This window comes from Streptomyces sp. A012304 (assembly GCF_026008495.1).
Taxonomy (GTDB): Bacteria; Actinomycetota; Actinomycetes; order Streptomycetales; family Streptomycetaceae; genus Streptomyces.
The window spans coordinates 13777-40024 of sequence record NZ_BQUN01000096.1 but is presented as its reverse complement, the minus strand read 5'-3'; the positions used below and the strand labels follow the sequence as shown (position 1 = coordinate 40024).

At 71.3% G+C, this 26248-nt stretch carries 21 protein-coding genes and 2 pseudogenes; 9 read left to right on the top strand and 14 right to left on the bottom strand.

Translation table 11 applies throughout. From position 1 onward, the window contains the following. Window positions 1–25 precede the first annotated feature (25 nt). The 3 genes from ALMP_RS21175 to ALMP_RS21165 form a co-directional block, all read right to left on the bottom strand. Window positions 26–826: a sugar phosphate isomerase/epimerase gene (locus ALMP_RS21175; protein WP_264930634.1), complete on the bottom strand. Its 801-nt coding sequence runs from the start codon at window positions 824–826 to the stop codon at window positions 26–28. 96 nt (window positions 827–922) lie between these two features. Continuing rightward, window positions 923–1516 (bottom strand): dihydrofolate reductase family protein, encoded by a 594-nt coding sequence (locus ALMP_RS21170; RefSeq protein WP_264930633.1) that lies wholly within the window; start codon window positions 1514–1516, stop codon window positions 923–925. 261 nt (window positions 1517–1777) lie between these two features. After that, a complete protein-coding gene (locus ALMP_RS21165) occupies window positions 1778–2824 on the bottom strand; it encodes a LacI family DNA-binding transcriptional regulator (protein ID WP_264930631.1) in 1047 nt (348 codons plus the stop codon). Window positions 2825–3121: 297 nt separating this feature from the next. Here ALMP_RS21165 and ALMP_RS21160 point away from each other — a divergent pair, with 297 nt between their 5' ends. The 5 genes from ALMP_RS21160 to ALMP_RS21140 all read left to right on the top strand — a co-directional run bounded on the left by ALMP_RS21160 (window position 3122) and on the right by ALMP_RS21140 (window position 8482). Beyond that, the gene (locus tag ALMP_RS21160; protein ID WP_264930629.1) at window positions 3122–4273 is read left to right on the top strand and encodes a Gfo/Idh/MocA family protein; all 1152 of its coding nucleotides are present in this window, start codon (window positions 3122–3124) and stop codon (window positions 4271–4273) included. Continuing rightward, window positions 4270–5421, top strand: coding sequence for a dihydrodipicolinate synthase family protein (locus ALMP_RS21155; RefSeq protein WP_264930627.1), 1152 nt, complete (start codon window positions 4270–4272; stop codon window positions 5419–5421). Before ALMP_RS21160 ends, ALMP_RS21155 begins: the two co-directional genes overlap by 4 nt. A gap of 32 nt (window positions 5422–5453) precedes the next feature. After that, the gene (locus tag ALMP_RS21150) at window positions 5454–6254 is read left to right on the top strand and encodes a sugar phosphate isomerase/epimerase (RefSeq protein WP_264930960.1); all 801 of its coding nucleotides are present in this window, start codon (window positions 5454–5456) and stop codon (window positions 6252–6254) included. Window positions 6255–6421: 167 nt separating this feature from the next. Continuing rightward, entirely contained in the window at window positions 6422–7588 is a 1167-nt protein-coding gene (locus ALMP_RS21145; RefSeq protein WP_264930626.1) for an abortive phage infection protein, read from the top strand. A 93-nt stretch (window positions 7589–7681) separates the two neighbouring features. After that, window positions 7682–8482 (top strand): inositol monophosphatase family protein, encoded by an 801-nt coding sequence (locus ALMP_RS21140; protein ID WP_264930622.1) that lies wholly within the window; start codon window positions 7682–7684, stop codon window positions 8480–8482. A gap of 128 nt (window positions 8483–8610) precedes the next feature. On the opposite strand, the pseudogene ALMP_RS21135 reads toward ALMP_RS21140, so the two are convergent. From ALMP_RS21135 to ALMP_RS21125, 3 genes and pseudogenes are all read right to left on the bottom strand, one after another. Then, a pseudogene (locus tag ALMP_RS21135) lies at window positions 8611–8757 on the bottom strand (serine hydrolase); the annotation flags it as partial. Window positions 8758–8786: 29 nt separating this feature from the next. After that, window positions 8787–10001, bottom strand: a complete 1215-nt coding sequence (locus tag ALMP_RS21130) for a hypothetical protein (RefSeq protein WP_264930621.1) — start codon at window positions 9999–10001, stop codon at window positions 8787–8789. A gap of 80 nt (window positions 10002–10081) precedes the next feature. Further along, window positions 10082–10609, bottom strand: coding sequence for a SigE family RNA polymerase sigma factor (locus tag ALMP_RS21125; RefSeq protein ID WP_264930618.1), 528 nt, complete (start codon window positions 10607–10609; stop codon window positions 10082–10084). A gap of 180 nt (window positions 10610–10789) precedes the next feature. Between ALMP_RS21125 and ALMP_RS21120 the strand changes: the two genes are divergently transcribed. Continuing rightward, window positions 10790–14197: a S8 family peptidase gene (locus ALMP_RS21120; protein WP_264930616.1), complete on the top strand. Its 3408-nt coding sequence runs from the start codon at window positions 10790–10792 to the stop codon at window positions 14195–14197. 52 nt (window positions 14198–14249) lie between these two features. Here the strand turns inward: ALMP_RS21120 and ALMP_RS21115 are convergent, their stop codons facing one another. Next, window positions 14250–14945 carry a DUF6177 family protein gene (locus ALMP_RS21115; protein ID WP_309299510.1) on the bottom strand — a complete coding sequence of 232 codons (696 nt, stop codon included), beginning with the start codon at window positions 14943–14945 and terminating at the stop codon, window positions 14250–14252. Between the two features lie 55 nt (window positions 14946–15000). On the opposite strand from ALMP_RS21115, the pseudogene ALMP_RS21110 reads away from it, so the two are divergent. Continuing rightward, window positions 15001–15267 (top strand): annotated as a pseudogene (locus tag ALMP_RS21110) (transposase); the annotation flags it as partial. 110 nt (window positions 15268–15377) lie between these two features. On the opposite strand, the gene ALMP_RS21105 reads toward ALMP_RS21110, so the two are convergent. From ALMP_RS21105 to ALMP_RS21075, 7 genes are all read right to left on the bottom strand, one after another. After that, window positions 15378–16265: a hypothetical protein gene (locus tag ALMP_RS21105; protein ID WP_264930614.1), complete on the bottom strand. Its 888-nt coding sequence runs from the start codon at window positions 16263–16265 to the stop codon at window positions 15378–15380. A gap of 21 nt (window positions 16266–16286) precedes the next feature. Continuing rightward, window positions 16287–16931 (bottom strand): hypothetical protein, encoded by a 645-nt coding sequence (locus ALMP_RS21100; RefSeq protein ID WP_264930613.1) that lies wholly within the window; start codon window positions 16929–16931, stop codon window positions 16287–16289. 278 nt (window positions 16932–17209) lie between these two features. After that, window positions 17210–17599, bottom strand: coding sequence for a D-ribose pyranase (rbsD, locus tag ALMP_RS21095; protein WP_264930611.1), 390 nt, complete (start codon window positions 17597–17599; stop codon window positions 17210–17212). Then, window positions 17596–18498: a ribokinase gene (locus ALMP_RS21090; RefSeq protein ID WP_264930957.1), complete on the bottom strand. Its 903-nt coding sequence runs from the start codon at window positions 18496–18498 to the stop codon at window positions 17596–17598. The genes rbsD and ALMP_RS21090 overlap by 4 nt, the downstream gene beginning before the upstream one ends. Before the next feature lie 251 nt (window positions 18499–18749). Next, complete coding sequence (locus ALMP_RS21085; protein ID WP_264930609.1) at window positions 18750–20696, bottom strand: substrate-binding domain-containing protein; 1947 nt, start codon at window positions 20694–20696, stop codon at window positions 18750–18752. After that, window positions 20686–22236 (bottom strand): sugar ABC transporter ATP-binding protein, encoded by a 1551-nt coding sequence (locus ALMP_RS21080; RefSeq protein WP_264930608.1) that lies wholly within the window; start codon window positions 22234–22236, stop codon window positions 20686–20688. The genes ALMP_RS21085 and ALMP_RS21080 overlap by 11 nt, the downstream gene beginning before the upstream one ends. Next, window positions 22233–23273 (bottom strand): LacI family DNA-binding transcriptional regulator, encoded by a 1041-nt coding sequence (locus ALMP_RS21075; RefSeq protein WP_264930606.1) that lies wholly within the window; start codon window positions 23271–23273, stop codon window positions 22233–22235. The genes ALMP_RS21080 and ALMP_RS21075 overlap by 4 nt, the downstream gene beginning before the upstream one ends. Before the next feature lie 243 nt (window positions 23274–23516). Between ALMP_RS21075 and ALMP_RS21070 the strand changes: the two genes are divergently transcribed. Together ALMP_RS21070 and ALMP_RS21065 are read left to right on the top strand one after the other, a co-directional pair. Continuing rightward, window positions 23517–23882 (top strand): hypothetical protein, encoded by a 366-nt coding sequence (locus ALMP_RS21070; RefSeq protein ID WP_264930604.1) that lies wholly within the window; start codon window positions 23517–23519, stop codon window positions 23880–23882. Between the two features lie 56 nt (window positions 23883–23938). Next, complete coding sequence (locus ALMP_RS21065; protein WP_264930602.1) at window positions 23939–26191, top strand: ATP-dependent RecD-like DNA helicase; 2253 nt, start codon at window positions 23939–23941, stop codon at window positions 26189–26191. Window positions 26192–26248 lie beyond the last annotated feature (57 nt).

Below are 26248 nucleotides of genomic sequence, written 5' to 3'. Positions count from 1 at the left end.
CGCGCCGTCCCCGCCCGCGCGCCGGTCACGCCGAGTCGTTGAGGAGCCGGGCGAGGTGGTGCCGTCCCGCGCCCAGCAGGCCTTCCAACGGCTCGGCGGCCTCGTACCACCGCTTCTCGTACTCCCAGCACAGCCAGCCGTCCCAGCCGTGCCGTGAGAGGACCTCCACGCACTCGGCGAGCGGCAGCACGCCCGCGCCCAGCGCCAGCGGGGTCGTGTCCTCCGTCGAGGCGATGTCCTTGACCTGCACATAGCCGAGATACGGCGAGAGCGCGGCGTACGTCTCCTGCGGCTGCTCGCCGCCGCGCCAGGTGTGCATCACGTCCCACAGCGCGCCGACCTGCCGGTGTCCGACCAGGCCGAGGATCCGCATCGCGGCGGCGCCGGTGCCGTGCGAGTCGTGGGTCTCCAACAGGACACGCACGCCGAGATCGGCGGCGTACTCGGCGGCGACCCCGAGCCGACGGGCGGCGACCGCGTCGGCCTCGGCGGGGGACTGGCTGTCGGAGCCGCCCGGGAAGACACGCACGAAGGGTGCGCCGAGGTCGCGCGCGAGCCCGATCAGCTCACGTGTCTCCTCGATCACCGGCTCGTCCGCACCCGGCGCGGCCACGCGCGCGTACCCCGCGAGGCCGAGGATCTCGACCCCGGCCTCCTTGAAGGCGGCGGCGACCTGGGTCCGTTCCTCCGGCCCCAGCCCGAGATGGACCGGTTCCTCCGGATGCGTCCGCAGTTCGACACCGTGATACCCATGGCCGGCCGCGAGCCGCAACACCTCGGCCAGAGGCAGACCAGGAACACCGAGAGTAGAGAAGGCGAGCTTCATGCCCCTTACTCTCACCCCGATCCACCACACGGGTCCAGTCACGCACCCCCGGTGCACCCCTCGCCTCGGGAGGGCGGGCGGCACCGTCCCCCACGACTACCCCTCCGCCGCCCGGTACACGCACACCTCCGCGCCCGTCTTGGCGGTGGTGGTGGACAGCAGCTCGAACGCTCGCCTGCTGCCGTTCGTCGGGAAGATGGACTTTCCGCCGCCGAGGACCACGGGCATGCGCACCAGCAACAGCTCGTCGACCAGGCCTTCGCCGATCAGGGTGCGGACGAGGCTGGGGCTGCCCATGACCACGAGATCGCCGCCCTCCGAGCCGCGCAGCTCACGGATCCGCGCGACCGCCTCGGCGCCGGGCAGGAGCACCGTGTTCTCCCAGGTCAGGTCCTGCTCGCCGAGGGTGCCGGAGACGACGTACTTGCGGATCGAGTTCATCCGGTCGGCGAACCGGTCCCCCGCGCGCTCCGGCCACGCCGCAGCCATCGTCTGCCAGGTCCGCCGCCCGAACAGCAGCGCGTCGGCCTTCTCCAGCACCCCGTCGAAGGCCCCGCCGACGACCTCCTCGTCGAAGTACGCCTGGGTCCACCCGCCGTGCGCGAAGCCGCCGTCGGTGTCCTCCTGCGGCGCACCGGGCGCCTGCACGACCCCGTCGAGGCTGATGAACGAGCTGACGACGATACGCATGGCACGCACTCCTGATCTCGGTTCACTCACTGTCTGCCAGGGAAGACCGCCGGTCCGACGAAAACTCATCGGCCTTCGGCGAAAACGCCCGTTCGCCCGCACGCCGTCAACCCGCCCGCACGCGTCCGCCCACCCGTTCACACGCGCGCGAAAACGCCCATCAGCCCGCGCGCGAAAACGCCCGTAAGCCCGCCCGCCCGCGCAACCCGCCCGCCAGCCCGTCGGCCGTCGAGCCGCCGGGCGGTTGAGCGGCCGAGCCGTTCAGCCCCGCGGCCCCCCGGAGGACCCCCGCACCATCAGCTCCCCGCGCACCACCGCGATCCCCCCGGGCGGCGGCTCCTCGCGGCCCATGGCGATGCGGCCCGCCCGGGCCCCCGCCTCCGCCAGCGGCAGCCGCACCGTCGTCAGGGCGGGCACCGCGTCGATGCTGAAGGGCAGGTCGTCGAAGCCCGCCACCGAGACGTCCTCCGGGATCCGCAGCCCGGACTCCCGCAGGGCCGCGCACGCGCCGAGCGCGACGGAGTCGTTCGCCGCGACGACCGCCGTCAGCGACGGGTCCCGCCGCAGCAGCTCCAGCGTGGCCTCGTAACCCGCCCGCCGGTCGTAGCGCCCGTGGACCGTCCAGCGCGGGTCCTCCTCGATGCCCGCGGCGACCAGCGCCGCGCGGTGTCCCTCCAGCCGGTGCCGGGTGGTCGTCCGCTCCTCCGGGCCCGCGATGTAGCCCAGCCGCCGGTGCCCCAGCCCGATCAGGTGCTCGGTGAGTTCCCGCCCCCCGCCCCGGTTGTCGAAGGTCAGCGCGATCGCCCCGGTGTCCGGCGCCGGCGGCCGCCCGCACAGCACCACCCGCGTCCCCGCCTCCGCCAGCTTGCGCAGCTTCGCCGCCACCGCCGTCGCGTGCGGCTCGTTCTCCATCGCCCCGCCGGTCAGCACCACCGCCGCGGCCCGCTGCCGCTGCAACAGCGTCAGATACGTCAGCTCCCGCTCCGGCGAGCCCCCGGTGTTGCACACCACCGCCAGCCGCTCGCCGCCGGCTCTGCCGCCCGGCCCCCCGATCTCCGCCTGGATCGCGCTCGCCATGATCCCGAAGAAGGGGTCGGCGATGTCGTTCACCAGGATGCCGACCAGGTCGGACGTGGCCGCCGCCAGCGCGCTCGCGGGGCCGTTCAGCACGTAGTCCAGCTCGTCCACCGCCCGCAGCACCCGCTCCCGGGTGGATGCGGCCACGGGATAGTTCCCGTTCAGTACGCGCGACACCGTCGCGGGGGAGACCTGCGCGCGGGCCGCCACGTCCGCCAGGGTCACCGTCATCTCGTCGTCCTCCGGTCGCGCATCTCGTCGTCCCTAGTGGTCCCTAGTGGTCCCTCGTCGTACGCACACGTAGACAGCCCCACCTGGGGCATGGTTCCGGGCGTGCCGAGCAGACCTTACGGCCCAGGACCCCGACTGTTCGCCCCCTCGAACAACTCGGGATGGACACGGTCTTGTCCGAACCGCTGGTCAGAGGCTAGCTTCTCCACAGATAGAAAGCGCTTGCTGTGACGCTGATCAGGAAGAGGCGTACGTGCGGCGCACCCACTCACGCACAACGCCTACGAAGGGACCGACGTGACACGCAAGACGGTGCGTATCGCCATGAACGGCGTGACCGGGCGCATGGGCTACCGCCAGCACCTGGTCCGCTCCATCCTGGCCATCCGCGAGCAGGGCGGACTCGACCTCGGCGACGGCGTCTCGCTGTGGCCGGAACCGATCCTCGTCGGCCGCCGCGAGCACGCGCTCGAGGCGCTCGCCGAGCGGCACGGCCTGGAGCACGTCTCCACCGACGTCGACGCGGTCCTCGCCGACGACAGCGTCGACATCTACTTCGACGCCCAGGTCACCTCCGCCCGCGAGGAGGCCATCAAGAAGGCGATCGCCGCCGGCAAGCACATCTACACCGAGAAGCCCACCGCCACCGGCCTGGACGGCGCCCTGGAGCTGGCCAGACTCGCCAACGAGGCCGGCGTCAAGCACGGCGTCGTCCAGGACAAGCTCTTCCTCCCCGGCCTGCTCAAGCTGAAGCGCCTCATCGACGGCGGCTTCTTCGGCCGCATCCTGTCCATCCGCGGCGAGTTCGGCTACTGGGTCTTCGAGGGCGACTGGCAGGCCGCCCAGCGCCCGTCCTGGAACTACCGCGCCGAGGACGGCGGCGGCATCGTCGTCGACATGTTCCCGCACTGGGAGTACGTCCTGCACGAGCTGTTCGGCCGGGTGAAGTCCGTCCAGGCCCTCACCGCCACCCACATCCCGCAGCGCTGGGACGAGAACGGCAAGCCCTACGACGCCACCGCGGACGACGCGGCGTACGGCGTCTTCGAGCTGGAGGGCGGCGCCATCGCCCAGATCAACTCCTCCTGGGCGGTCCGCGTCAACCGCGACGAGCTGGTGGAGTTCCAGGTCGACGGCACGGAGGGATCCGCCGTCGCCGGTCTGCGCAACTGCCGCGTCCAGCACCGCTCCGCCACCCCCAAGCCGGTGTGGAACCCCGACATCCCCGCCACCGAGGTCTTCCGCGACCAGTGGCAGGAGGTCCCGGACAACGGCGAGTTCGACAACGGCTTCAAGGCCCAGTGGGAGCTGTTCCTCCGGCACGTCTACGCCGACGCCCCCTACCACTGGGACCTGCTCGCCGGCGCCCGCGGCGTCCAGCTCGCCGAGCTGGGCCTGAAGTCCTCGGCCGAGGGCCGCCGCCTCGACGTCCCGGAGATCTCGCTGTGACCATCCGACTCCCGGACAGCGGCGGAGCGCTGCGGACGTACGAGCCCCGCACCGAACCGCTCCTGGTGACGCCCGGCACCCCCTTCACCTCCCGTACGGTCTTCTCGGCGGCGCACGTCGTCGCCGACCCGTACGCCGACGTGTCCCCCGACTCGCCCGCCGCCGTCGACTGGGACGCCACCCTCGCCTTCCGCCGCCACCTGTGGTCCCACGGGCTCGGCGTCGCCGAGGCGATGGACACCGCCCAGCGCGGCATGGGCCTGGACTGGGCGGGCGCGGCCGAGCTGATCCGCCGCAGCGCCGCCGAGGCCAAGGCGGTCGGCGGCCGCATCGCGTGCGGTGTCGGCACCGACCAGCTCGCCGCCGGCACCCTGGAGCAGGTCCGCGCGGCCTACGAGGAGCAGCTCGCCGTCGTCGAGGAGTCCGGCGCCCAGGCCATCCTGATGGCGTCCCGCGCGCTCGCCGCGACGGCCAAGGGCCCCGAGGACTACCTCGACGTCTACGGCCACCTGCTCCGCCAGGCCTCAGAGCCGGTGATCCTGCACTGGCTGGGCCCGATGTTCGACCCGGCCCTGGAGGGCTACTGGGGCTCCTCCGACCTGGACGCGGCGACGGACACCTTCCTTGAGGTGATCGCGGCCCACCCCGACAAGGTCGACGGCATCAAGGTGTCGCTGCTGGACGCCCAGCGCGAGATCGACCTCAGGCGCAGGCTGCCGCAGGGCGTCCGCTGCTACACCGGCGACGACTTCAACTACCCGGAGCTGATCGCGGGCGACGAGCAGGGCTTCAGCCACGCCCTGCTGGGCATCTTCGACCCGCTGGGCCCGCTGGCGGCGGAGGCGGTACGCGTCCTCGACACCGGCGACACGGCCGGCTTCCGCGCCCTGCTCGACCCCACCGTCGACCTCTCCCGCCACCTCTTCCAGACCCCCACCCGCTTCTACAAGACGGGCGTGGTCTTCCTGGCCTGGCTGGCGGGCCACCAGACGCACTTCACGATGGTCGGCGGCCTCCAGTCGGCCCGCTCCCTCCCGCACTTCGCCCGCGCCTACGAACTCGCCGACGGCCTGGGCCTGTTCCCCGACCCGAAGCTGGCCGAGGAGCGGATGAAGACCCTGCTCGCCCTGTACGGAGTGACCCAGTGACCGGTGACCTGACCCGCTTCTCCATCAACCAGATGACGGTGAAGCAGCTGTCGATGCCCGAACTGGTCGAGGCGTGCCGGGAGCTGGGCATCGGCAACGTCGGCCTCTGGCGCGAGCCGGTGGCGGCGTACGGCCTGGAGGAGACGGCGAAGCTGGTCCGCGACGCGGGCCTGACGGTGACGACGCTCTGCCGGGGCGGCTTCTTCACGGCGATCGACCCGGACGAGCGCGCCGCCGCCCTGGCCGACAACCGGCGCGCGGTCGACGAGGCGGCCACCCTCGGCACGGACACCCTGGTCCTGGTCTCGGGCGGCCTGCCGGCCGGCTCGAAGGACCTGCACGGCGCCCGCGAACGCATCGCGGACGCGCTGGCGGAGCTGGGCCCTTACGCGCAGGAGCACGGTGTGCGGCTCGCCATCGAGCCCCTCCACCCGATGTTCGCCTCCGACCGCTGTGTGGTCTCCACCCTCACCCAGGCCCTGGACCTCGCGGAACGCTTCCCCGCCCAGCAGGTCGGTGTCACCGTGGACACGTACCACATCTGGTGGGACGACCAGGCGCCCGCGCAGATCGCCCGCGCGGGTGCCGGGGGCCGCATCCACACCTTCCAGCTCGCCGACTGGATCACCCCGCTGCCGGAGGGCGTCCTCAACGGCCGGGGCCAGATCGGCGACGGCGCGATCGACATGCGCGAGTGGAAGGGTTACGTGGAGGCCGCCGGCTACACCGGCACCATCGAGGTCGAACTCTTCAACGACGACCTGTGGGCACGGGACGGACGGGAGGTCCTCGCGGAGACCGCCCAGCGGTTCGTGCGGGACGTCATCGCCTGACGGCTCCACCGGGCCTCGCCGCCCCGCGCTCCCGGGGGGGGGCGAGCGCGGCCGGACGGGGGGCGAGCGCGGCCGTCTGCTTTCGTCACCCCGCCGCCTCCCTTGGTGACGGCGCCGTAGACCATCGGCGGACGGCGGGGCCGGAAGCGGCTCGGCACAGTGGGGCCATGGAGAAAACGGGGACCGAAAAGGGAATCAACCGCGCGCAGTTCCTGGCCGGGGCGGCCTCCGCCGGGCTCGCGGGGGCGCTGCTCCCGGCCGGGACGGCGCGGGCCACGGACGAGCGGCGGGGGCTGCTCCCGGCCGGGGCGGCGCGGGCCACGGGAGAACGACGGGGGCTGCGCCACCGGGGTGTCGTCTACACCGTGGGCGCGGGGGAGCGCCCGGGCACCGCCTTCAGCGCCACCCGCATGCGCCGGGACGTCCGCGTGATCCGCGACGAGCTGCACGCCGACACCGTCGACGTCACCGGCGACGGCGTGGACCGCCTCACGGCCACCGCCGCCGAGGCCGCCGAACGCGGACTGCACGTCTGGCTCCAGCCGACCCTGGGCGACGCGCCGCAGCGGGACATCCTGGAGCACCTGGCGGAGACCGGCCGGTTCGCGGAGCGGCTGCGCCGGCAGGGCGCGAGCGTCGACCTCAGCGTGGGCTGCGAGTTCTGGCTGTTCGTACCGGGGATCGTGCCGGGGGACACGATTCTGGAGCGGGTGCGCAACCTCCAGAGCGGCACCGTCGACTTCGAGAAGATGCAGCGCGCCCTGGACCGCTTCACCGCCCGGGCCGCGGCGGTCGGCCGCTCGGTCTTCCACGGCCGCCTCGGCTACGCCGCGGCCCACGACGACCAGGTCGACTGGCGGCTCTTCGACATCGTCGGCATCGACTACTACGGGTACTTCCCCGACCCCGCCGGTCACGTCCGCGCACTGGGCCGCCACCTCCGCTGGGGCAAGCCGCTGGCGATCACCGAGTTCGGCACCTGCGCCTACGTCGGTGCCCCGCAGACGGACGGCATGGGCTGGGACATCGTCGACCACGAGAAGGACCCCGCGGAGATCAAGGGCGACCCGGTGCGCAGCGAACGCACCCAGGCCGCCTACGTGACCGGCCTGGTCGACGTCTTCGCGTCGATGAACCTGTACGCGGCGATGGCCTACGAGTTCGTCACCCCGGACGCCCCCCACCGCCCCGACGCCCCCCGCTACGACGTCGACCTGGCGAGCTACGCCCTCACCAAGACGCTCGTGGACCGCCCGGACGACCCCGCCTCCGACTGGCACTGGGAACCGAAGGAGGCGTTCCACGCGCTGGCCCGCCGGTACGCGCGGGCCTGACGGGCCCGGGCCCGAGCCCGCGGAGCGGCGCGCTAGTGCTCTGACCGGGAAGGTTCGCCGGGGCAGTAGCTACGCCTCGATAGTCTGCACGACATGATCAACTCATACGTGAGTTCCGACGATGCTGAAGTCGCCATAGCCGGGGCGCGTGCCGGCGCGGACGTGGTCCGCACCATGTACGGCCGGCGGCTCACCCGCATCGACAAGGGTGCCGGGGACTTTGCCACCGCCGCCGATGTGGAGGCCGAGAAGACGGTCCTCGACGTCATCCGTGCCGCACGGCCCGATGACGCGGTGCTCGGCGAGGAAGGCGGGCAGCAGGGCGCCGCCGACGGTGTGCGCCAGTGGTTGGTGGATCCCCTGTGTGGCACGCTGAACTACGCCGTCGGCAACATGTTGGTGGCTGTGAACGTGGCGCTGCGCGATGGGGCGGCGGCCGCGGCCGACCCGTTCAGCGGCGAGGTTTTCTTCACCGACGGGGAGACCGCCTGGGTGCGGCGTGACGGGGCCGACGACGCACTGCTGACGCCCACGCCCGCTACCCGACTGGTGGACGTCAACCTGGATCCGCCGTTCCCGAGTGCGCCGGGGTTCCGAGCCGTGGATCTGCTGGCCCACCCCGAGTTCGTCGAACGTTTCCGGCCGCGCGTCGTATCCACGACGCTGGCGCTGGCCTGGGTGGCTGCCGGCAGGCGCGCCGCGTATGTCACCGATGGCGGCGACCTCTCCAGGAGCGTGCATTTCGCGGCAGGCATCGCTTTGTGCCGGGCTGCCGGCTGCGTTGTCACCGGGATCGACGGTGCCCCGATTGGTGAGGCAGGTCGTGGGCTTGTGGTCGCCGCCGACGACGAGACCCACGGGCTGCTGATGTCGATGATCCGCAGCCGAAGCTAGTGCCCCACTCGCTCCCGTCCTGAACCAAGTGGGGAGCGGAAGTGAGCGCCTCGCAGGTGGCGAGCTGGGGGCGTCACCTTGGCCGGCCCGTGGTCTGCGCATGTGGACCGGCCACACCGAGCTCGGTGTCAGTGGTCGATGGCCTGGTAGAGCTTGGTCCAGAAGTCGTGGATGAGCCGCGCCGAGTCCGGGGTGGACATCCCGACCTGGGTGAGCAGGATTCCAGTGAGCTGGTTGTCCGGGTCGGCGTAGGCCGTGGTGCCGGTACCGCCGTCGGCTCATTGATCACGACCCGATACGCGCCCTAGCGCGCGAGCAGCCAGGTCCGGCTGGTCACGACGGCCTTCAGCTCGGCGGCCGTGACCAGGGGCTTGGCGCCGGACTTCGCGGACGTGGGGCTCGGCGCGTTGTAGGCGGAGACGGAGATCCACAGCCCGTTCGGCCGGAGCGCGTCGACGCGGAGCCGCATGACCCCCGGCTTGTCGCCGGGGTACGACAGGGTGCCCACCTTCGTGCCGTCGGCCAGGGTCTCGTTCCAGAACTCCTTGTCGCCGGCGATCCGCGTGGCCTGGATGTAGGTCCGGTCCCCGGTCCTGGGGTCGGCCACCACGACATGCCCCTCCGCTCCGGAACCGCCCTCCGAGTCGATGCGCAGACGCTCGGGCAGCAGGGACTTCAGCACGGGCAGCATGTCCCCCGACTCGGGCTGCGATCCCGGTGTGACCGTCCCGAAGGAGTTGGGCTCGCCGTCAGGGTCGAACGAGCCGTCGACGAACATCGCCAGGCTCCGCAACTTGCCCGGGTTCATTCGGGGGTTGCGGGTGATGGGTGCCGGGTCCTGCTTGTCCTTCGCCTTCCGCTTCGTCGCCACGTTATGGGTGGCGACCTCGATCAGGTACCCGTTGGGCGAGAGCATCGTGACCGCCCACTTCTTGACCCCGCCCGCCTTGCCGGCCTCGGTGTACCCCTTCACAGCCCTGTTGCCGGGCTGCGTCGTGCACTCCTCGTACGGCGAGCCCTGCGTGGGCGGGCAGGTGATCAGCTTCTTCAGGTCCGGCGCGGCCGGGTCGACGCGGCGCACCGAGAGCGTGACCCGCGCCGCGCCCCAGCTGTCGTCGAAGTCGAGCCTGGCCGTCGCGGGCCGGGCCGCCTCGGAGCTGCCCGTCCCGTACCACTTCGGTCGCACGACGGGGATGGCGGCGCGGTCCATGCCGTTGCGCAGGATGTTCTGGATCTCCTGGTCGGTGACCGCGAAGTGCCGGGCGCCGTCCGTCGTTCGCGGCTGGGCGGCGTGCCCGCCGCGGGCCTTGCCGTCGCCGCCGCCCGGACCGCCCAGCTGGACACCGGCCGTGGCCAGGAGGGCGACGGCCAGCGCGCTGCCGGCGACCACGGAGGCACGGCGGCGGGCCACCCTGCGGCGGCCCCGGGCGAGACTGCCTTCCGCCAGGGAGAGCCGGTCGGTGGTGAAGGTGCCCGCCGTGTCGCGGAGCACCTTTTCGAGCTCGTCTTCGAAGCGCATGCGGAGTTACCAGTTCCTGTGTGGGTGCGGACGGGGAGCGACAGGGGTGTCCCGTTGAGCGGAACGGACGGCGGGAGGTTTCAGGCCGGGGTGGTCAGTTCGGTGAGGCTGCCCCCCAGCCGTGCGCGCAGCTTGGCCAGCGCCCGGCTCGACCGGCTGCGCACGGCGGTGGAACTCACGTTCATCGCCTCGGCCGTCTCCTCCACACTGCGGTCCTCCCAGTACCGCAGCACCACCACCGCCCGGTCCTGGGGCGGCAGCTCCCGAAGGGCCTGGAGCAGCGCGAGCCGCAGAGCCGGATCGCCGCCGTACTGGGGGTCCGGTCCGTCCGGCAGTTCCGCCAGCGGACGTTCGGCCGCGGAGTACCGCCGACGCTGGGTGAGGAACGTACGGACCAGCACGGTCTGCGCGTACGCCGCCGGGTTGTCGATCCGGGACATCCGGCCCCACAGGGCGTACATCCGGCTGAGCGTCTCCTGCACCAGGTCCTCGGCGAGGTGTGTGTCGCCGCTGGTCAACAGGCACGCGGAGCGATGCAGATGCCCGGCGCGTCCTGCGGCGAACTCCAAGAACTCATCCGTCCGGGACCACGTCCGGGACCTTCTCATGCCCACCCCTCGGTGCCTTCGCGTCGGCCTACACCTCACTGACGCGGTGGCCCTCCGCAAATGTTGCAGACGAGTCCGGAGCGAATCCGTGGTGCCACATTCCGGTCCGCTCACCGCGTCTATCCGGAGTGGAGGCACATGTTCCCTCGTGTGCCCGAAACACCTCTTCGAGGGGGACAGTTGCGCAGAAGACACAACGGGCCGGGCAAGGCCGTCCTGGCGGCGGCGCTCGCGCTGGCCGCGGGAGCGGTCACCGCCCTGCCCGCCACGGCCGCGCCGGGAAGCGGTGGGCCCGCCGCGGTTACGCCGGGTCCCGATGGGCCCGCCACGGCAAGGACCGCCGCGGGAGCGCCCGGCGCCACGGGCACCGCCACCGTGGCCGACTGGATCACGCTGATCACGGGTGACCGGGTGGGCGTGAGCGCGGCGGGCGAACCCGTCCGGATCGAGCGCGGCGAGGGCCGCGAGAACATACCCGTCCGGATCGAGAGGACCAAGGACCGCACCCTGGTCCTCCCGCTCGACGCCCGGCCGCTCATCGACGCGGGCCGGGTCGACGACCGGCTGTTCGACATCGGGGAACTCGCCGGCGCCGCGTACCGCGAGCGCCGGGCGTCGGGTCTCCAGCTGATCGTCGGCTACCAGGACGACGCCGCGAGCGGCGCCACCCGGCAGGCGGCCCGGAGCCTGAGGTCCGAGGTGCGCGCGGACGGCGGGGCCACCGTCCGCCGCTCCTTCCCCCGGCTCGGCGCCGAGGCCGTCACCGTGCCCGACGCCTCGGCGGGCGACCTTTGGGAGACCCTCACCCGGCCCTCCGGCACGGCTCTCGCCGGACAGCGCGCGGCCGACCCGGGGCTGCGGCGGGTCTTCCTCGACGGCGTGCGCCGGGCGAGCCTCGACCGGAGCACGGCCCAGATCGGCGTGCCCGCCGCACGGCAGGCCGGCTACGACGGCCGGGGCGTGCTGATCGCGGTCCTCGACACCGGAGTCGACGAGACGCACCCCGACCTCCAGGGCCGGCAGGAGGCCGAGCGGAACTTCTCCCACTCGCCCGACATGAAGGACCGATTCGGCCACGGCACCCATGTGGCGTCCATCGCGGCCGGTACGGGCGCCACGTCCGCCGGCGCGTTACAGGGCGTCGCCCCGGGCGCCCGCGTCCTCGACGCGAAGGTGCTCGGCGACGACGGGGACGGCAGCGACTCCGCCGTCGTCGCCGGCCTGGAATGGGCGGCCGCCCAGAACGCCGACATCGTCAACCTCAGCCTGGGCGGCCGGGACTGGCCGGGCGTCGATCCGGTGGAGGAGGCCGTCGACCGGCTCTCGACCGAGCAGGGCATCCTCGTCGTGGCCGCCGCGGGCAACGACGGCCCCGACGCGCGCACCGTCGAATCGCCCGCGACCGCCGCCAAGGCGCTGGCGGTGGGCTCGGTCGACGAGAACGACGCGATCGCCCCGTCCTCCGGCCGCGGCCCCACCGCCGACGGCCTCGTCCTCAAGCCGGACATGACGGCGCCCGGCGTGGGCATCACCGCCGCCGTGCCGTCCGGCAGCCGGATCGCCGGGCAGGTCGGCGAACAGCCGCCCGGATACGCCACGCTCTCGGGCACGTCGATGGCCACCCCGCATGTGGCGGGCGCGGCGGCGCTGCTGAAGCAACAGCACCCCGACTGGACGGGCGCGCGGCTGAAGGCGGCGCTCGTCGCCGGTGCCCACCCGGCCGGCGAGGGTGCCCTCGCGGAGGGCGGCGGCCGTGTCGACGCCGCCGCGGCCCTGCGGCAGACGGTGGTCGCCGAACCCACCTCGGTGGCCTTCGCCCGGCAGCCCTACCCGCACCCGGACGACAAGCCCGTCACCGAGCGGATCACCTACCGCAACCTCGGCGGTGAGCCGGCCACCTTCGACCTGTCGGTGGCCGCCGTCGGACCCGACGGGAAGCCCGCGCCGACGGACATGTTCACGCTCGACGCGCAGCGGCTGACCGTTCCCGCGAACGGCACCGCCACGGTCGCCCTGACGGCCGACACCCGGCACGGCGGCGACGTCAACGGTGTGTACACCGCCGTCGTGACGGCCCGCGGCCCGGACCAGACCGTCCGGACGACGGCGGCCGTGGAACGCGAGGTCGAGACGTACGACGTGACGGTCCGGCACATCGGCGCCGACGGCGAGCCGGCCACCGACTACGCGCCGTCGCTGTACGGGCTCACCGGTGCCGGCGTCGCGGGCGAGGACTACTCGAAGGTCACCACGACGGGCGAGTACACGGCACGTCTGCCGAAGGGCGTCTACTTCCTCGACGCGACCATCACCGGCTCGGACCAGGTCCGCAGCCGGATCACGGCACCCCACTTCGAGGTCACGAAGGACACGACCGTCACCCTGGACGCGCGCACCGCGAAGCCGATCGACCTCACCGGCCCGGACCCGGCCGCGGAACGGGTGTACGCGGAGATGTTCACCGAGCTCGTCACCCCCGAGTTCAACACCTCGACCGGGATGCTCGCTGCCTCCTTCGCGACCATGCGCACCGCCCACCTCGGTCCGGACTTCGCCGGCGAGGGCACTCTGTACCAGGAGTTCAACGCGTTCGACGTCAACGGCACGAAGGAGTACCGGCTGGTCCACGGCGGCAAGGTGAACCGTCTGGCGACGGGCTTCGCACACGAGACGAAGCCCACGGAGCTGGCGGAGATCCGCTCCCGGCTGGGCGCCACGGTCCCCGGGAAGCGGGGGGCGCTCGTCGTCCGGCCGATCGTCCCGGGCATCTTCGGCTCCATCATGACCCCGAGCGTCACCCGTGCGCTGCCCGCGACGACGACGGCGTACGTGACGACGGCGGGACACGACTGGGCCCTCGGCCTGGCCCAGTTCGACAGCACCGGGTACTCCGAGCTGGATTACAGCGCGGCGGTACAGCGGTACGAGGCCGGCCGGTCCTACCGCCGTGACCTGGGCGTCGGGATCTTCGGCCCCGCACTCGCGAGCGGCGAGGGCCTCTGGCGCGACGGCGACGAGATCACGGGATGCCTCAACCTGCTCAGCGACGGCGCGGGCAACCTGGGCTACGGCAACGAGGACACCGTCTCGGCCACGCTGTACCGCGACGGCGTCGAGGTCGCTTCCTCACCTGACCTGCTGAGCTGCTGGAACGGTGTCACCGTCCCGGCGGGACCGGGCGACTTCCGGCTCACGGCCACGGCCTCCCGCGGCGGCGCCTCCGCCGCGCCCACCACGGTCTCGGCGACCTGGACCTTCACCTCCGGCCGCACCACCGCCCGGCAGGCACTGCCCCTGTCCGCGGTCCGCTTCTCGCCGCCCCTCGACATCGACACGACGGCCGAGGCCGGAGCCGTCGTCCGGATACCGGTGACCGTCCTCGGCGCCGCCGCCGGCCCGAACCTCAAGTCCCTCACCATCGAGACCAGCCACGACGGCACCACCTGGAAGAAGGCCAAGCTCACCAAGACCGGTTTCCTCACCCGCAACCCGGCCCCCGGCCGCCCCATCTCCTTCCGCGCCACCCTGACCGACCACCAGGGCAACACCCTGACCCAGACCCTCCACAACGCCTACCGAGGCAAATAACCCAAAGGGGCCCGGCCACCCGGCCGGGCCCCCGCGCCCCACACACGCTCCCTCAATCCCCGGCTACCCCGCTCCGCAGATGCGTGGCCAGGTGGCGCAGCTCGGTCCACACACCGGCATCTGATCCGTCGCCCAGCGGGTAGTGCAGAGCCGGGGCGGACGCGGGACCGAGCGCGAGGGGGCGCACCTCCACGGGCGGGCGACGGGCGTGGGTGAGGCCGATGCCCTGTACGTCCCGTGCGCCCAGGGTGAAGGCGACGGGGACGGGCGGGGCCTGAAGCCGGGGCGCCGTGGTGAGGTCGCGTGAGGCCCGGCGCACCGAGGTCAGCATCGTCGTGAGGCCGTGTTCCACGACGAGGGCCTCGGCGAGCGGTTCGACCCTTTCGAGGGGCAGGGCCTCGTCCTGCCGGTACCCGAGAGTGAGCGTCACGTCTTCCTCGACGCCCGCTGTGGTACGGGTGACGCGGATCCAGGCCAGTGCGGGCCGATCAGGGTGCCCGACCACGATCACATGTGTGGGATCGGGGGCCCGGTCCCGAACCAGATCGGTCAACTGACGCGGGGACCACGGCAGGTTGACCGGCTCGGCGGTGCCCCATCCGGCCGGCGGCGCGCCGGTGAGCGTGCGCCAGGCCGTCTCCAGGGCTCCGCCGAGGACCAGGTCCTCGTGCGCGGGGTGCGTCGTGCGGAACGCCACGACGAGCTGCCGGCCGGCGCTCGGGGACGTCCGGGTGAACGCCTCGGCCACCGTGGCCGATCCGTCCGCTCCGAGCGGCGGCGCGAACGTTCCGTCCTGCCAAGGCAACACCCATCTGACGGCCGGCATGCGCCGCTACATCGCCGAACGCGACTGGCTCACCGTCTTCCAGCTGCCGCCCTACGCACCCGACCTCAACCCGGTCGAGGGCATCTGGTCCGTGCTGCGACGCACCACCACAGCCAACCGCGCCTTCGCCGACCCCGACGACCTGATCACCGCCGTCCGACGCGGCCTACGCCAGCTCCAATACCGCCCCGACGTCCTCGACGGCTGCCTCACCGGCACCGGCCTCCGGCGCCAGCCAGCATGACGACATCACGCATTCAAGGTCAGTAACCGACGTGGGGAACGGGAGGACCTCACCTGGCTCACCCTTCAGGCTGCATCCATGTGGAGCGCGCACGCTGTATTCGTCCGCCGTTACAAGGGTTGTGTCTCGTTTTCGTTCGGTCCGGCCTCGAGCCAAGGCAAGTCCAGAGGACGACGGCGCCAATACCATGGCCGCCTCGACAGCTTTTCGGGACTCTCCTCCAGCGCCGCGGAAAGGGCCAAGCCGCCGTCGTCGGAAGTCGAATTCCGATAGATGAAATCCAGTTTCTCCACGACTTCCTGGAGAGTGCTCTTGTCTACCTCGGGAGGGAGCGCCTCCATTTCTGTATCGAGACGACTTCTGAATTCGAGGTCCTCTCGGTACAGGGTTGCCGAATACCATCCTTCGGGAGGCCAGCCGGTACGCAGCCGTGAGCACAAACGTTCCCAGTTGCGGACGAGGGTTGCGAGGTCACCGGACCCCTTGTCGATTCCGACCCATTCGACGGAATCCGTGATCGGAGTGGGAATGTCGTATGCCTGTACCACCTCAGGGAGGCGCATCACAGGGACATGCGGAACGTCCGGGATGGTCGATTCCGCGGCATCCACCGAGTACCCGGGGCCATCCTCCCCCGACTGCGTCACCCGAGCCAGTGTGTGACCGCCTTCAGGCAGCGCTACCCTTCGCATCCAGGGAAACCTGGAGTCCCACTCGACGAACACCGAAGCGGAGAGACTTCGGGCCACCGCCGAGGCCAGTGCCGCCTCCGACGGCTGATGCCGGACCTCGTTGGCCGCGTAGATAGTCAGTGACCAGGACAAGTCACCCTGAAGAGGTTCGTATTCGCATGTGACCACGGCGTCCCAGTTCCTGTCCTCCCACTCCGATCCTGCCGACACATCAGTCTCTGCCAACGTGACGCGGAACTCTTCGGCAAGGATCGCGGGCAGACGTGAAGGCGCATCGTCGGCGCGGGTCATCAGGTGGTACATCATGGACAGCACCTGTCGAGGAAGTCAGAGCCGGTCCGTGACATTCGGACCACTTCCGTCTGCAAGGGCGTCCGGAGTGCCGATGCCGGATTCCGTTGCGAAGCCGAAGTAGGTGACTTCACCTGGCTCGCCCTGCACTCCCAGAGTGGAGTTGAGCTCCTGCAGAGCTGCTGCCAGCCGCGGAGCGTTACCTCGATACACCTCGGGATGAGGGCGTCCAGAAAAGTCGAACCAGCCCCAGATGTCGTGATGCACCGATAGCGTGGCGGACAAGCCCACAGGAGCCGGAGAGACGGAAAGGTCGATCAGTCCGGGCTCTCGACGGCGTTCTCCTTCGGCATCGAGCCAGATTCCTGACCCGACTACATGAATGTCATCGACATCGGCCTTTGGGTACCCCGACGGCCGGCTGCTGATGACCCGATCCGGCAGTCGACAGTCCCCCAGGGGGACGGTGAGCGCCAACTGGGAGCGGATGCCGATGCCGCCAGACCCCAGCACGTACCAGTCGTATTCGAGTTTGTGTGGCGTCAAAAGGTCGTGCCTCGCCAGGACTCCTGTCATTCTGGTAGCCACGGCAAGGGCGGGTTCCAAGCCGGCAGACCCTGTCTCTTCGAGATCCCAGAACCATGAACCACATTCTCGCGGAGCGCGCATCAGCGTCGACATTGACATCCTTACGGGAATACGGGGGCGTTCGGTGGAACGGTGACCGACCCGTCATTGAAGCGCAAATGGAAGGTGGCGCCAGTTGAACTTCACGTCCTCCACCCCCACGCGTCACGCAAGCGTCAATGGCCTGTTCACGCATGCTTTCGCATCGCCGGTTGCGTACGCAACGCGGCTGACCGCGACTTGACGCGATTTCGGACAGCGGCGAGGCAAGCGAAGGGGCCCGGTCATCCGACCAGGCTCCCGTGGGGCTTCGCGCGGTTCGTCAGCGCGCGTCAGAAGAACACCCCGCACCGCAGCAGCGCATTCGCGTACGGGCGGGCCTCTCCCGTCCGTACCACCAGGCGGGCTCCCGCCGAGAGGCTCTTCAGCCGCTCGTGCGGGACCAGGGTCAGTTCGGGGAAGTGGGTGTCCAGGAGGGAGGCGGCCGAGGGGTTGGCCGTCCGGATCTCCTCCGCCGCCGTCGCGCCCTCGACGACCAGCTCGGCGAGCAGGCCCTCCAGGACCTCCGCGAAGGACGGCACACCCGCGCGGAAGGCGAGGTCGACGACGCGCGGGCCATCGGGTATCGGCATGCCGGCGTCGCACACCAGCACCCCGTCCCCGTGGCCCAACTCCGCGAGCGCGCCGGAGAGATGACGGTTGAGGATGCCCGCCTTCTTCACAGCGCGGCCACCTCCTCCGCCGTGGGGAACGACTCCTGCGCGCCCCGCCGGGTGACCGCCACCGCCCCGACCCGGGCCGCGTACGCCGCCGCCTCGGCCGGAGCGCAACCCGCCCCCAGCTTCCACGCCAGGGCCGCCGTGAACGAGTCGCCGGCGCCCGTCGTGTCCACGGCGTCCACCCGCACCGACGGCACGCGTGTGACGCCCTCCGCGGACGCCACCAGCGCTCCCTCGGAACCCAGCGTCACCACCACCGACCGGGGGCCCTTCGCCAGCAGCAGCCGCGCCCAGTCCTCGGGTTCGTCGCCCACGGCCGCCTCGCCGAGGAGCACCTTCGCCTCGTGCTCGTTGACGATCAGCGGGTCGCAGGCCGCGAGGATCTCGGTGGGCAGCGGGCGCGGCGGGGAGGGGTTCAGCACGAAGCGGCTGCCGGGCGCCAGGCTGCGCACCACCTCCACGACCGTCTCCAGCGGGATCTCCAGCTGTGCCGAGACCACCCGCGAGGCGTGGAAGAGGCTGCCCGCCGCCCGCACGTCCTGCGGGGTCAGCCGGCCGTTCGCGCCCGGCGAGACGACGATGCTGTTGTCGCCGGACGGGTCCACCGTGATCAGCGCGACCCCGGTCGGCGCCCCGCCCACCAGCACACCGATCGTGTCGACGCCGGCCGCCCGCTGCGAGTCGAGCAGCAGCCGTCCGTGGGCGTCGTCGCCGACCCGGGCCAGCAGCGCCGTACGGGCGCCGAGGCGGGCGGCGGCGACCGCCTGGTTGGCGCCCTTGCCGCCGGGGTGGACGGCCAGGTCGGACCCGAGGACCGTCTCCCCGGCCCCGGGCCGCCGTTCTACGCCGATCACCAGGTCGGCGTTGGCCGACCCTACGACCAGAAGGTCGTAGTCGTACATGAGTTGACTCCCCATCGCACCAATGCAACCGATCGGACCGATCGCGCTGCTCCCACCGATTCAACCGGTCCAGCCAATCGGACCGGCCCGACCGATCCAACCTGTCCAACCAGTCGGACCGCTCCGACCGATCCAACCTGTCCAACCAATCGGACCGGTCCGACCGATCCGACCAGTTCAACCGGTCCGACCGATCGAACGGTTGAGCGGCCGGGCGGCTCGTCGTGAGCCACCCGGCCGCGTTCCGGACCTCAGCCGCTGAAACCGGTCACGTTCTCCTTCGTGACCACCTTCACCGGCACCTTCACCGTCTCCTCGACCTTCTTGCCCTGGAGCGCCTTCAGCGCGTTGTCCACCGCGATCCTGCCCAACTCCGAGGGCTGCTGCGCGACGGACGCGTACAGCGTGCCGCCCTTGACGGCGTTCAGACCGTCCGGGGTGCCGTCGAAGCCGACGACCTGGACGGACTTGCCGGCCTTGGCGCCGAGCGCCTTGATCGCGCCGAGCGCCATCTCGTCGTTGGCGGCGATGACGCCCTGGACGTCCGGGTGGGCCTGGAGCAGGTTCGACATCACGTCGAGGCCCTTGGTGCGGTCGAAGTCGGCCGGCTGCTGGGCCAGCACCTGGATGCCGGGGTACGCCTTCAGACCCTTGGCGAAACCTTCCGCCCGCTCCCGGGCCGCCGAGGTGCCCGCCTGCCCCTGAAGGATCACGATCTTGCCGGTGCCGCCCAGCTTCTCGGCGATGGTCTTCGCGGCCAGCTCACCGCCGGCGACGTTGTCGGAGGCGACCAGCGCGTCCACCGTGGCCTTGTTGACGCCGCGGTCGACCGCGATGACCGGGATCTTCGCCTGGTCGGCGGCGCGCACGGACGGGCCGGCCGCGTCCGAGTCCACCGGGTTGACGACGATCGCGTCGACGCCGGAACTGGTGAAGTTCTGCAACTGGTTGGCCTGCTGCGAGGCGTCGTTCTGGGCGTCGGTGACGGTCAGGTCGACACCCAGCTTCTTCGCCTCGGCCTTCGCACCCGACTGGATCTGCACGAAGAACGGGTTGTTGAGCGTGGACAGCGCCAGGCCGACCTTCGGAGCGGCAGCCGCGGAGGTACCGCCGTGCAGGAACGACGTCGCGCCGACGATCGCCGCGGTGACCACGGCCGCGAGCCCGTACGTCATCGCCTGCCGGCCCTTGCCGCCGCCGGTACCGGCGGCCACCGGGGTCACACCCGCCTTGCGGCGCACGGTGTCCAGCAGCACGGCCAGCGCGATGACGACACCGATGACGACCTGCTGCCAGAACGCCGACACGGACAGCAGGTTGAGGCCGTTGCGCAGCACCGCCAGGATCAGCGCGCCGATCAGCGTGCCGGACGCCTTGCCGGTGCCGCCCGCGAGCGAGGCACCGCCGATGACGACCGCGGCGATCGCGTCCAGTTCGTAGCCGTCGGCGGCCTGCGGCTGCGCCGAGGACAGCCGGGCGGCGAGCACGACGCCCGCGGCGGCGGCGAACACACCCGACAGGGCGTAGATGGCGAGCTTCTGCTTCTTCACCCGCAGCCCGGAGAGCCGGGCCGCCTCCTCGTTGCCGCCGATGGCGTACATCGAGCGGCCGATGTACGTCCGGCCGAGCACGAACGCCGCGATCAGACCCATCACGATCATCACCAGCACGGGCACCGGCAGCCAGCCGCCGAGCGTGTCCCCGAGGTGCGAGACGGAGTCGGGGAAGGCGATCGGGGAGCCCTCGGAGATCACCAGCGACAGACCGCGGCCCACCGACAGCATCGCGAGCGTCGCGATGAACGGCGGCAGTTTGCCGTACGCGATGAGGAAACCGTTCACCAGACCGCACGCGATGCCGGTGACGATGGCCAGGAGGACCGCTATCGGGACCGGCACGCCCTGCTCGGTGGCGCTCCACGCCAGCACGGTGGCCGACAGCGCCGCGACCGAGCCGACCGACAGGTCGATGCCCGCCGAGACGATGACGAACGTGACACCGAAGGCGAGGACCGCCGTCACGGCGGCCTGCACACCCACGTTGAGCAGGTTGTCGGTGGTGAGGAAGTCGCCCGACAGCGCCGACATGGCGATGACGAGGACGATCAGCGCGGTGAGCGCGCCGTTGTCGAGGAGCAGACGGCGGACCGCCGCGGCGCCACCGGCGCCCGTTGTGCTCTTGAGCGTGTCAGCGGCCACGGCCGGCCTCCGATTCAGTAGTAGCGATGGTGTTGGATGCGGCGGGGGTGGCGGGGGTGCTGACGGCGAGCGCCATCACCGCGTCCTGGGTGGCCTCCCCGGCGGGGAGTTCACCGGCGATCCGGCCCTGCGCCATCACCAGGACCCGGTCGCTCATTCCGAGCACTTCGGGCAGGTCGCTGGAGATCATCAGGACGGCGGCCCCGGCGGCCGTCAGCTCGTTGATCAGCTGGTAGATCTCGACCTTGGCGCCGACGTCGATACCGCGCGTCGGCTCGTCGAGGATCAGCACCCTGGTGTTCGCCAGCAGCCACTTGCCGATGACGACCTTCTGCTGGTTGCCGCCGGAGAGCGTGCGCACGTGCTGGCCGAGGCCCGCCATGCGCACCCCGAGCTGCTTGGCGATCCGGTCGGCGGCCGCCTGCTGGCCCTTGAGGTCGACGAGCCCGGCCCGGGTGGCCGACCGCATGGTCACCAGCCCGAGGTTCTCCTCGACGGAGGCGTCGAGCACCAGCCCCTGCCCCTTGCGGTCCTCGGGCACCAGCCCGATCCCGGCGGCCATGGCCGCGTTCACGTCGGAGCGGGGGACCCGGGCGCCCTCGACCGACACCGAGCCCCGGTCGTAGGGGTCCGCCCCGAACACCGCCCGGACGACCTCGGTACGACCGGCGCCGACCAGGCCCGCGATGCCGACGACCTCACCGGCGCGCACCTCGAAGCTGACGTCGTGGAACACGCCGTCGCGGGTCAGCCCCTCGACGGACAGCAGGGCGGCGCCGGTGTCGGCGCGCTCGCGCGGGTACTGCTGCTCGATGGAACGGCCCACCATGAGCCGTACGAGCTCGTCCTCGGGGGTGGAGGCGGGGACCTGGCCGACGCTGCGGCCGTCGCGGAGGACGGTGACGCGGTCGCCCAGGGCGGCGATCTCCTCCAGGTGGTGCGTGATGAAGACGATGCCGACGCCGTCCTCGCGCAGCCTGCGCACGATCCCGAAGAGCTTCTCGACCTCCTCGGAGGTCAGCACGGCGGTCGGCTCGTCCATGATCAGTACGCGTGCGTCCAGGCTGAGCGCCTTCGCGATCTCGACCATCTGGAGGCGCGCGATGCCGAGTTCACGTACACGCGCGCGTGGGGACACGTTCACGCCGACCCGTTCCAGCAGGACGGCGGCCTCGGCCTCCATCCGCTTGCGGTCGATCATCCCGAAGCGGCGCGGCTGCCGTCCCAGGAAGATGTTCTCGGCGACCGTCAGATCGGGTACGAGGTTGAACTCCTGGTAGATGGTGGCGATCCCGAGGCGCTCGGAGTCCTGCGCGCCGTGGATGCGCACCTCCTCGCCGCCGGCCAGGATCCGCCCGGCGTCGGGGCGGTAGGCGCCGGAGAGCATCTTGATGAGGGTGCTCTTGCCCGCGCCGTTCTCACCGAGCAGCACATGCACCTCGCCCCGGCGCAGGTCGAAGTCGACGCCGTCCAGCGCGACCACGCCCGGGAAGGTCTTGCGTATGCCCTCGATGCGCAGCAACTCGTCCGGGTTGCTCACGACTGGCTCCTTTGTACGGGGGGCTGCACAGCGGGGTCCTGTGCAGGGTTCTCGCCGCACGAGCGGCGTACGACGAGACGGGCGGGGAGGGTGACGGACCGTGGGGTCCGGCCCTCGATGCGGTCGACGAGCGCGCGCACGGCGGCCCGGCCCAGCTCGCCCGTGGGCTGGGCGATGGCGGTGATCGGCGGATCGGTGTGCACGAACCAGGGGATGTCGTCGAACGCGGCGAGCGCGATGTCGTCGGGAACGCGCAGCCCACGCGCGCGTACGGCGTCCAGCGCGCCGAGCGCCATCAGGTTGTCCGCGGCGAAGACCACCTCGGGCGGCTCGGCCAGGTCGAGGAAGCCCTCGGTGACCCGGCGTCCGCTCTCGGCCTGGAAGTCGCCCTGCCCTATGTACGCGTCGGGCAGCGGGAGTCCGTGTTCGGCCATGGCGTCGCGGAAGGCCTCGACGCGCTCGCTGCCGGTGGTGGTGGCGGCCGGGCCCGCGATGATGGCGAGCCTGCGGTGCCCCAGTCCGTGCAGATGCGCGACCAGGTCCCGTACGGCCGCCCGTCCGTCCGCCCGGACCACCGGCACCTCGACGCCCGGGATCCACCGGTCGACGAAGACCATCGGCGTCCCCGCGCGCGCGGCGTCCAGCATCAGCGGCGAGCCGCCGTCGGTGGGGGAGACGAGCAGACCGTCGATCCGGCGGTCCAGCAGCGTCCGTACGTGGTGGTCCTGGAGGTCGGGCCGCTCGTCGGCGTTGCCGATGATCACGCTGTAGCCGAGCGCGCGGGCCTCCTCCTCGACGGAGCGGGCCAGTTCGGTGAAGTAGGGGTTCATCACGTCGCTGATGACCAGGCCGAGGGTGCGGGTCTGGTCGGTGCGCAGCGACCGGGCGACGGCGTTCGGGCGGTAGCCCAGGGTCTCGACGGCGGCCAGTACCCGGGTGCGCGCGTCCTCGCTGACCGACGGGTGGTCGTTCAGGACGCGGGACACCGTGGCGACGGAGACGCCCGCCTCGGCGGCGACGTCCTTGATGCTCGCCATCGCCGGTCCACCTCCTCGTGGGTTCGACAGGGCACGCCGTGAACGGGCGTGGAATCGATTACATCGATGTGTACGGAGGATTGGAATCGATTACACCGGCGTGAATCAAGCCCCTCGCGTGGCCGAAATCGAACCGTGATGAAGTGCGCTCAGATGAGCGTGGTCGCGGGCCGGGCGGCGCGGGTCCACGCTGGAAGCAGGGGGAGCTCTCTCAAGGCCCGCACGGCCGGAAGCGGAGGAGCCATGACCTCGGCGAGTCGGAACGACGTCCCCCTGGCCCTCGAGGGCGACGGGGTGGAGCTGCGCATGATGCCGATCGGCGGCGGTATGTCGGTCGGTTACATCCGCCTGCCGCAGGGCACGGACATGGGCCCCGCGCTCAAGGGCATGCCCGACGACGCCTGCCAGTGCCCGCACTGGGGCTACCTGCTCAAGGGCCGCGTGCGGATGCTGACGCCCACGGGCGAGGAACTCTACGAGGCCGGCCAGGCCTACTACTGGGCGCCCGGTCATGTCCCGCTGGCCCTGGAGGACTGCGAGTTCGTGGAGTTCTCCCCGACCGATGAGTTCAAGAAGGTGATCGACCACGTGGTCTCGCAGGCCGGCTGACGCCTCTTCGCCCACGGCCCGCCGCCGCTGTCGGACCCGGGCGGTACGGTCGCATCATGGCCCAACCAACGGGGAGCGGTGAGTGGCGTCCGGCCGTGCTCGAAGGCGTCCTGGAGCGCATCACGTACGCCAACGAGGACAACGGCTACACGGTCGCGCGCGTCGATACCGGCCGAGGCGGCGGCGACCTCCTCACGGTCGTCGGCGCGCTGCTCGGCGCCCAGGTCGGCGAGTCCCTGCGCATGGAGGGCCGCTGGGGCTCACACCCGCAGTACGGCAAGCAGTTCATCTGCGAGAACTTCACCACCGTTCTACCGGCCACCGTCCAGGGCATCCGCCGCTACCTGGGATCCGGACTGGTGAAAGGCATCGGCCCGGTCTTCGCCGACCGCATCACGCAGCATTTCGGCCTCGACACCCTGAAGATCATCGAGGAGGAGCCGAAGCGCCTGATCGAGGTCCCCGGCCTCGGCCCCAAACGCACCAAGAAGATCGCCGACGCCTGGGAGGAGCAGAAGGCGATCAAGGAGGTCATGCTCTTCCTCCAGACCGTCGAGGTGTCCACGTCCATCGCCGTGCGCATCTACAAGAAGTACGGCGACGCCTCCATCTCCGTGGTGAAGAACCAGCCCTACCGGCTGGCGGCCGACGTCTGGGGCATCGGCTTCCTCACCGCCGACAGGATCGCGCAGTCCGTCGGCATCCCGCACGACAGCCCGGAGCGCGTCAAGGCAGGCCTTCAGTACGCCCTGTCGCAGTCCGCCGACCAGGGCCACTGCTACCTGCCCGAGGAGCGGCTGATCGCCGACGCGGTCAAGCTCCTCCAGGTCGACACGGGCCTGGTCATCGAGTGCCTCGCGGAGCTGGCGGGGGAGCCCGAGGAGGGCGAGGATCCCGGCGTCGTCCGCGAGAAGGTGCCCGACCCGGACGGCGGTGACCCGGTGACCGCCGTCTACCTGGTCCCCTTCCACCGGGCCGAACTCTCCCTGTCGGCGCAGCTGTTGCGCCTGCTGCGCACCGGAGAGGACCGGATGCCGGGCTTCCGTGAGGTGGCCTGGGACAAGGCGCTGGCGTGGCTGAGGGACCGTACGGGGGCCGATCTCGCGCCCGAGCAGGAGGCGGCCGTGAAGCTGGCGCTGAGCGAGAAGGTCGCCGTCCTCACCGGCGGACCCGGCTGCGGCAAGTCCTTCACCGTGCGCTCGATCGTGGAGCTGGCCCGCGCCAAGAAGGCGAAGGTCGTCCTCGCCGCCCCCACCGGCCGGGCCGCCAAGCGCCTTTCGGAGCTGACCGGCGCCGAGGCCTCCACCGTCCACCGCCTGCTGGAACTCAAACCCGGCGGGGACGCGGCCTACGACCGCGACCGCCCGCTCGACGCCGACCTGGTGGTCGTCGACGAGGCGTCGATGCTGGACCTGCTGCTGGCCAACAAGCTGGTCAAGGCCGTACCCCCGGGCGCCCATCTGCTCTTCGTCGGGGACGTCGACCAACTGCCCAGCGTCGGCGCGGGCGAGGTGCTGCGCGATCTGCTCGCCGACGGCAGCCCCATCCCGGCGGTGCGCCTCACACGCGTGTTCCGCCAGGCCCAGCAGTCGGGCGTGGTGACGAACGCGCACCGGATCAACGCCGGGCAGCATCCGGTCACCGACGGCATGAAGGACTTCTTCCTCTTCGTCGAGGACGACACCGAGGAGGCCGGCCGGCTCACGGTGGATGTCGCCGCCCGCCGCATCCCGGCCCGCTTCGGTCTGGACCCGCGCCGGGACGTCCAGGTCCTCGCGCCGATGCACCGCGGGCCCGCCGGCGCCGGCACGCTCAACGGGCTGCTCCAGCAGGCGGTCACCCCCGGCCGCCCCGACCTTCCGGAGAAGCGGTTCGGCGGCCGGGTCTTCCGCGTCGGAGACAAGGTCACTCAGATCCGCAACAATTACGACAAGGGGAAGAACGGTGTCTTCAACGGCACCGTGGGCGTGGTCACCTCGCTCGATCCGGTCGACCAGCGTCTGACGGTGCTGACCGACGAGGACGAGGAGGTGCCGTACGACTTCGACGAACTGGACGAACTGGCCCACGCGTACGCGGTCACCATCCACCGTTCACAGGGAAGTGAATATCCCGCCGTGGTGATCCCCGTCACGACCGGGGCATGGATGATGCTCCAGCGCAATCTGCTGTACACAGCGGTGACCCGGGCGAAGAAGCTGGTCGTCCTCGTCGGTTCACGCAAGGCGATCGCCCAGGCGGTGCGCACCGTGTCGGCCGGCCGGCGCTGCACGGCCCTCGATTTCCGCCTCTCGGGCTCCTCTCCGTGAGGGAACGGAAAAAATGATCGATCAAATGAGTCGTGAAGGTCACAAGGCACTTCCGGA

Coding starts and splice junctions, on each gene's coding strand:
- ALMP_RS21065 (WP_264930602.1), top strand. CDS start 23,939: ATGGCCCAACCAACGGGGAGCGGTGAGTGGCGTCCGGCCGTGCTCGAA.
- ALMP_RS21070 (WP_264930604.1), top strand. CDS start 23,517: ATGACCTCGGCGAGTCGGAACGACGTCCCCCTGGCCCTCGAGGGCGAC.
- ALMP_RS21170 (WP_264930633.1), bottom strand. CDS start 1,516: ATGCGTATCGTCGTCAGCTCGTTCATCAGCCTCGACGGGGTCGTGCAG.
- ALMP_RS21175 (WP_264930634.1), bottom strand. CDS start 826: ATGAAGCTCGCCTTCTCTACTCTCGGTGTTCCTGGTCTGCCTCTGGCC.
- ALMP_RS21075 (WP_264930606.1), bottom strand. CDS start 23,273: ATGGCGAGCATCAAGGACGTCGCCGCCGAGGCGGGCGTCTCCGTCGCC.
- ALMP_RS21145 (WP_264930626.1), top strand. CDS start 6,422: ATGGAGAAAACGGGGACCGAAAAGGGAATCAACCGCGCGCAGTTCCTG.
- ALMP_RS21165 (WP_264930631.1), bottom strand. CDS start 2,824: ATGACGGTGACCCTGGCGGACGTGGCGGCCCGCGCGCAGGTCTCCCCC.
- ALMP_RS21105 (WP_264930614.1), bottom strand. CDS start 16,265: ATGATGTACCACCTGATGACCCGCGCCGACGATGCGCCTTCACGTCTG.
- ALMP_RS21150 (WP_264930960.1), top strand. CDS start 5,454: ATGACGGTGAAGCAGCTGTCGATGCCCGAACTGGTCGAGGCGTGCCGG.
- ALMP_RS21125 (WP_264930618.1), bottom strand. CDS start 10,609: ATGAGAAGGTCCCGGACGTGGTCCCGGACGGATGAGTTCTTGGAGTTC.
- ALMP_RS21130 (WP_264930621.1), bottom strand. CDS start 10,001: ATGCGCTTCGAAGACGAGCTCGAAAAGGTGCTCCGCGACACGGCGGGC.
- ALMP_RS21100 (WP_264930613.1), bottom strand. CDS start 16,931: ATGTCGACGCTGATGCGCGCTCCGCGAGAATGTGGTTCATGGTTCTGG.
- ALMP_RS21090 (WP_264930957.1), bottom strand. CDS start 18,498: ATGTACGACTACGACCTTCTGGTCGTAGGGTCGGCCAACGCCGACCTG.
- ALMP_RS21140 (WP_264930622.1), top strand. CDS start 7,682: ATGATCAACTCATACGTGAGTTCCGACGATGCTGAAGTCGCCATAGCC.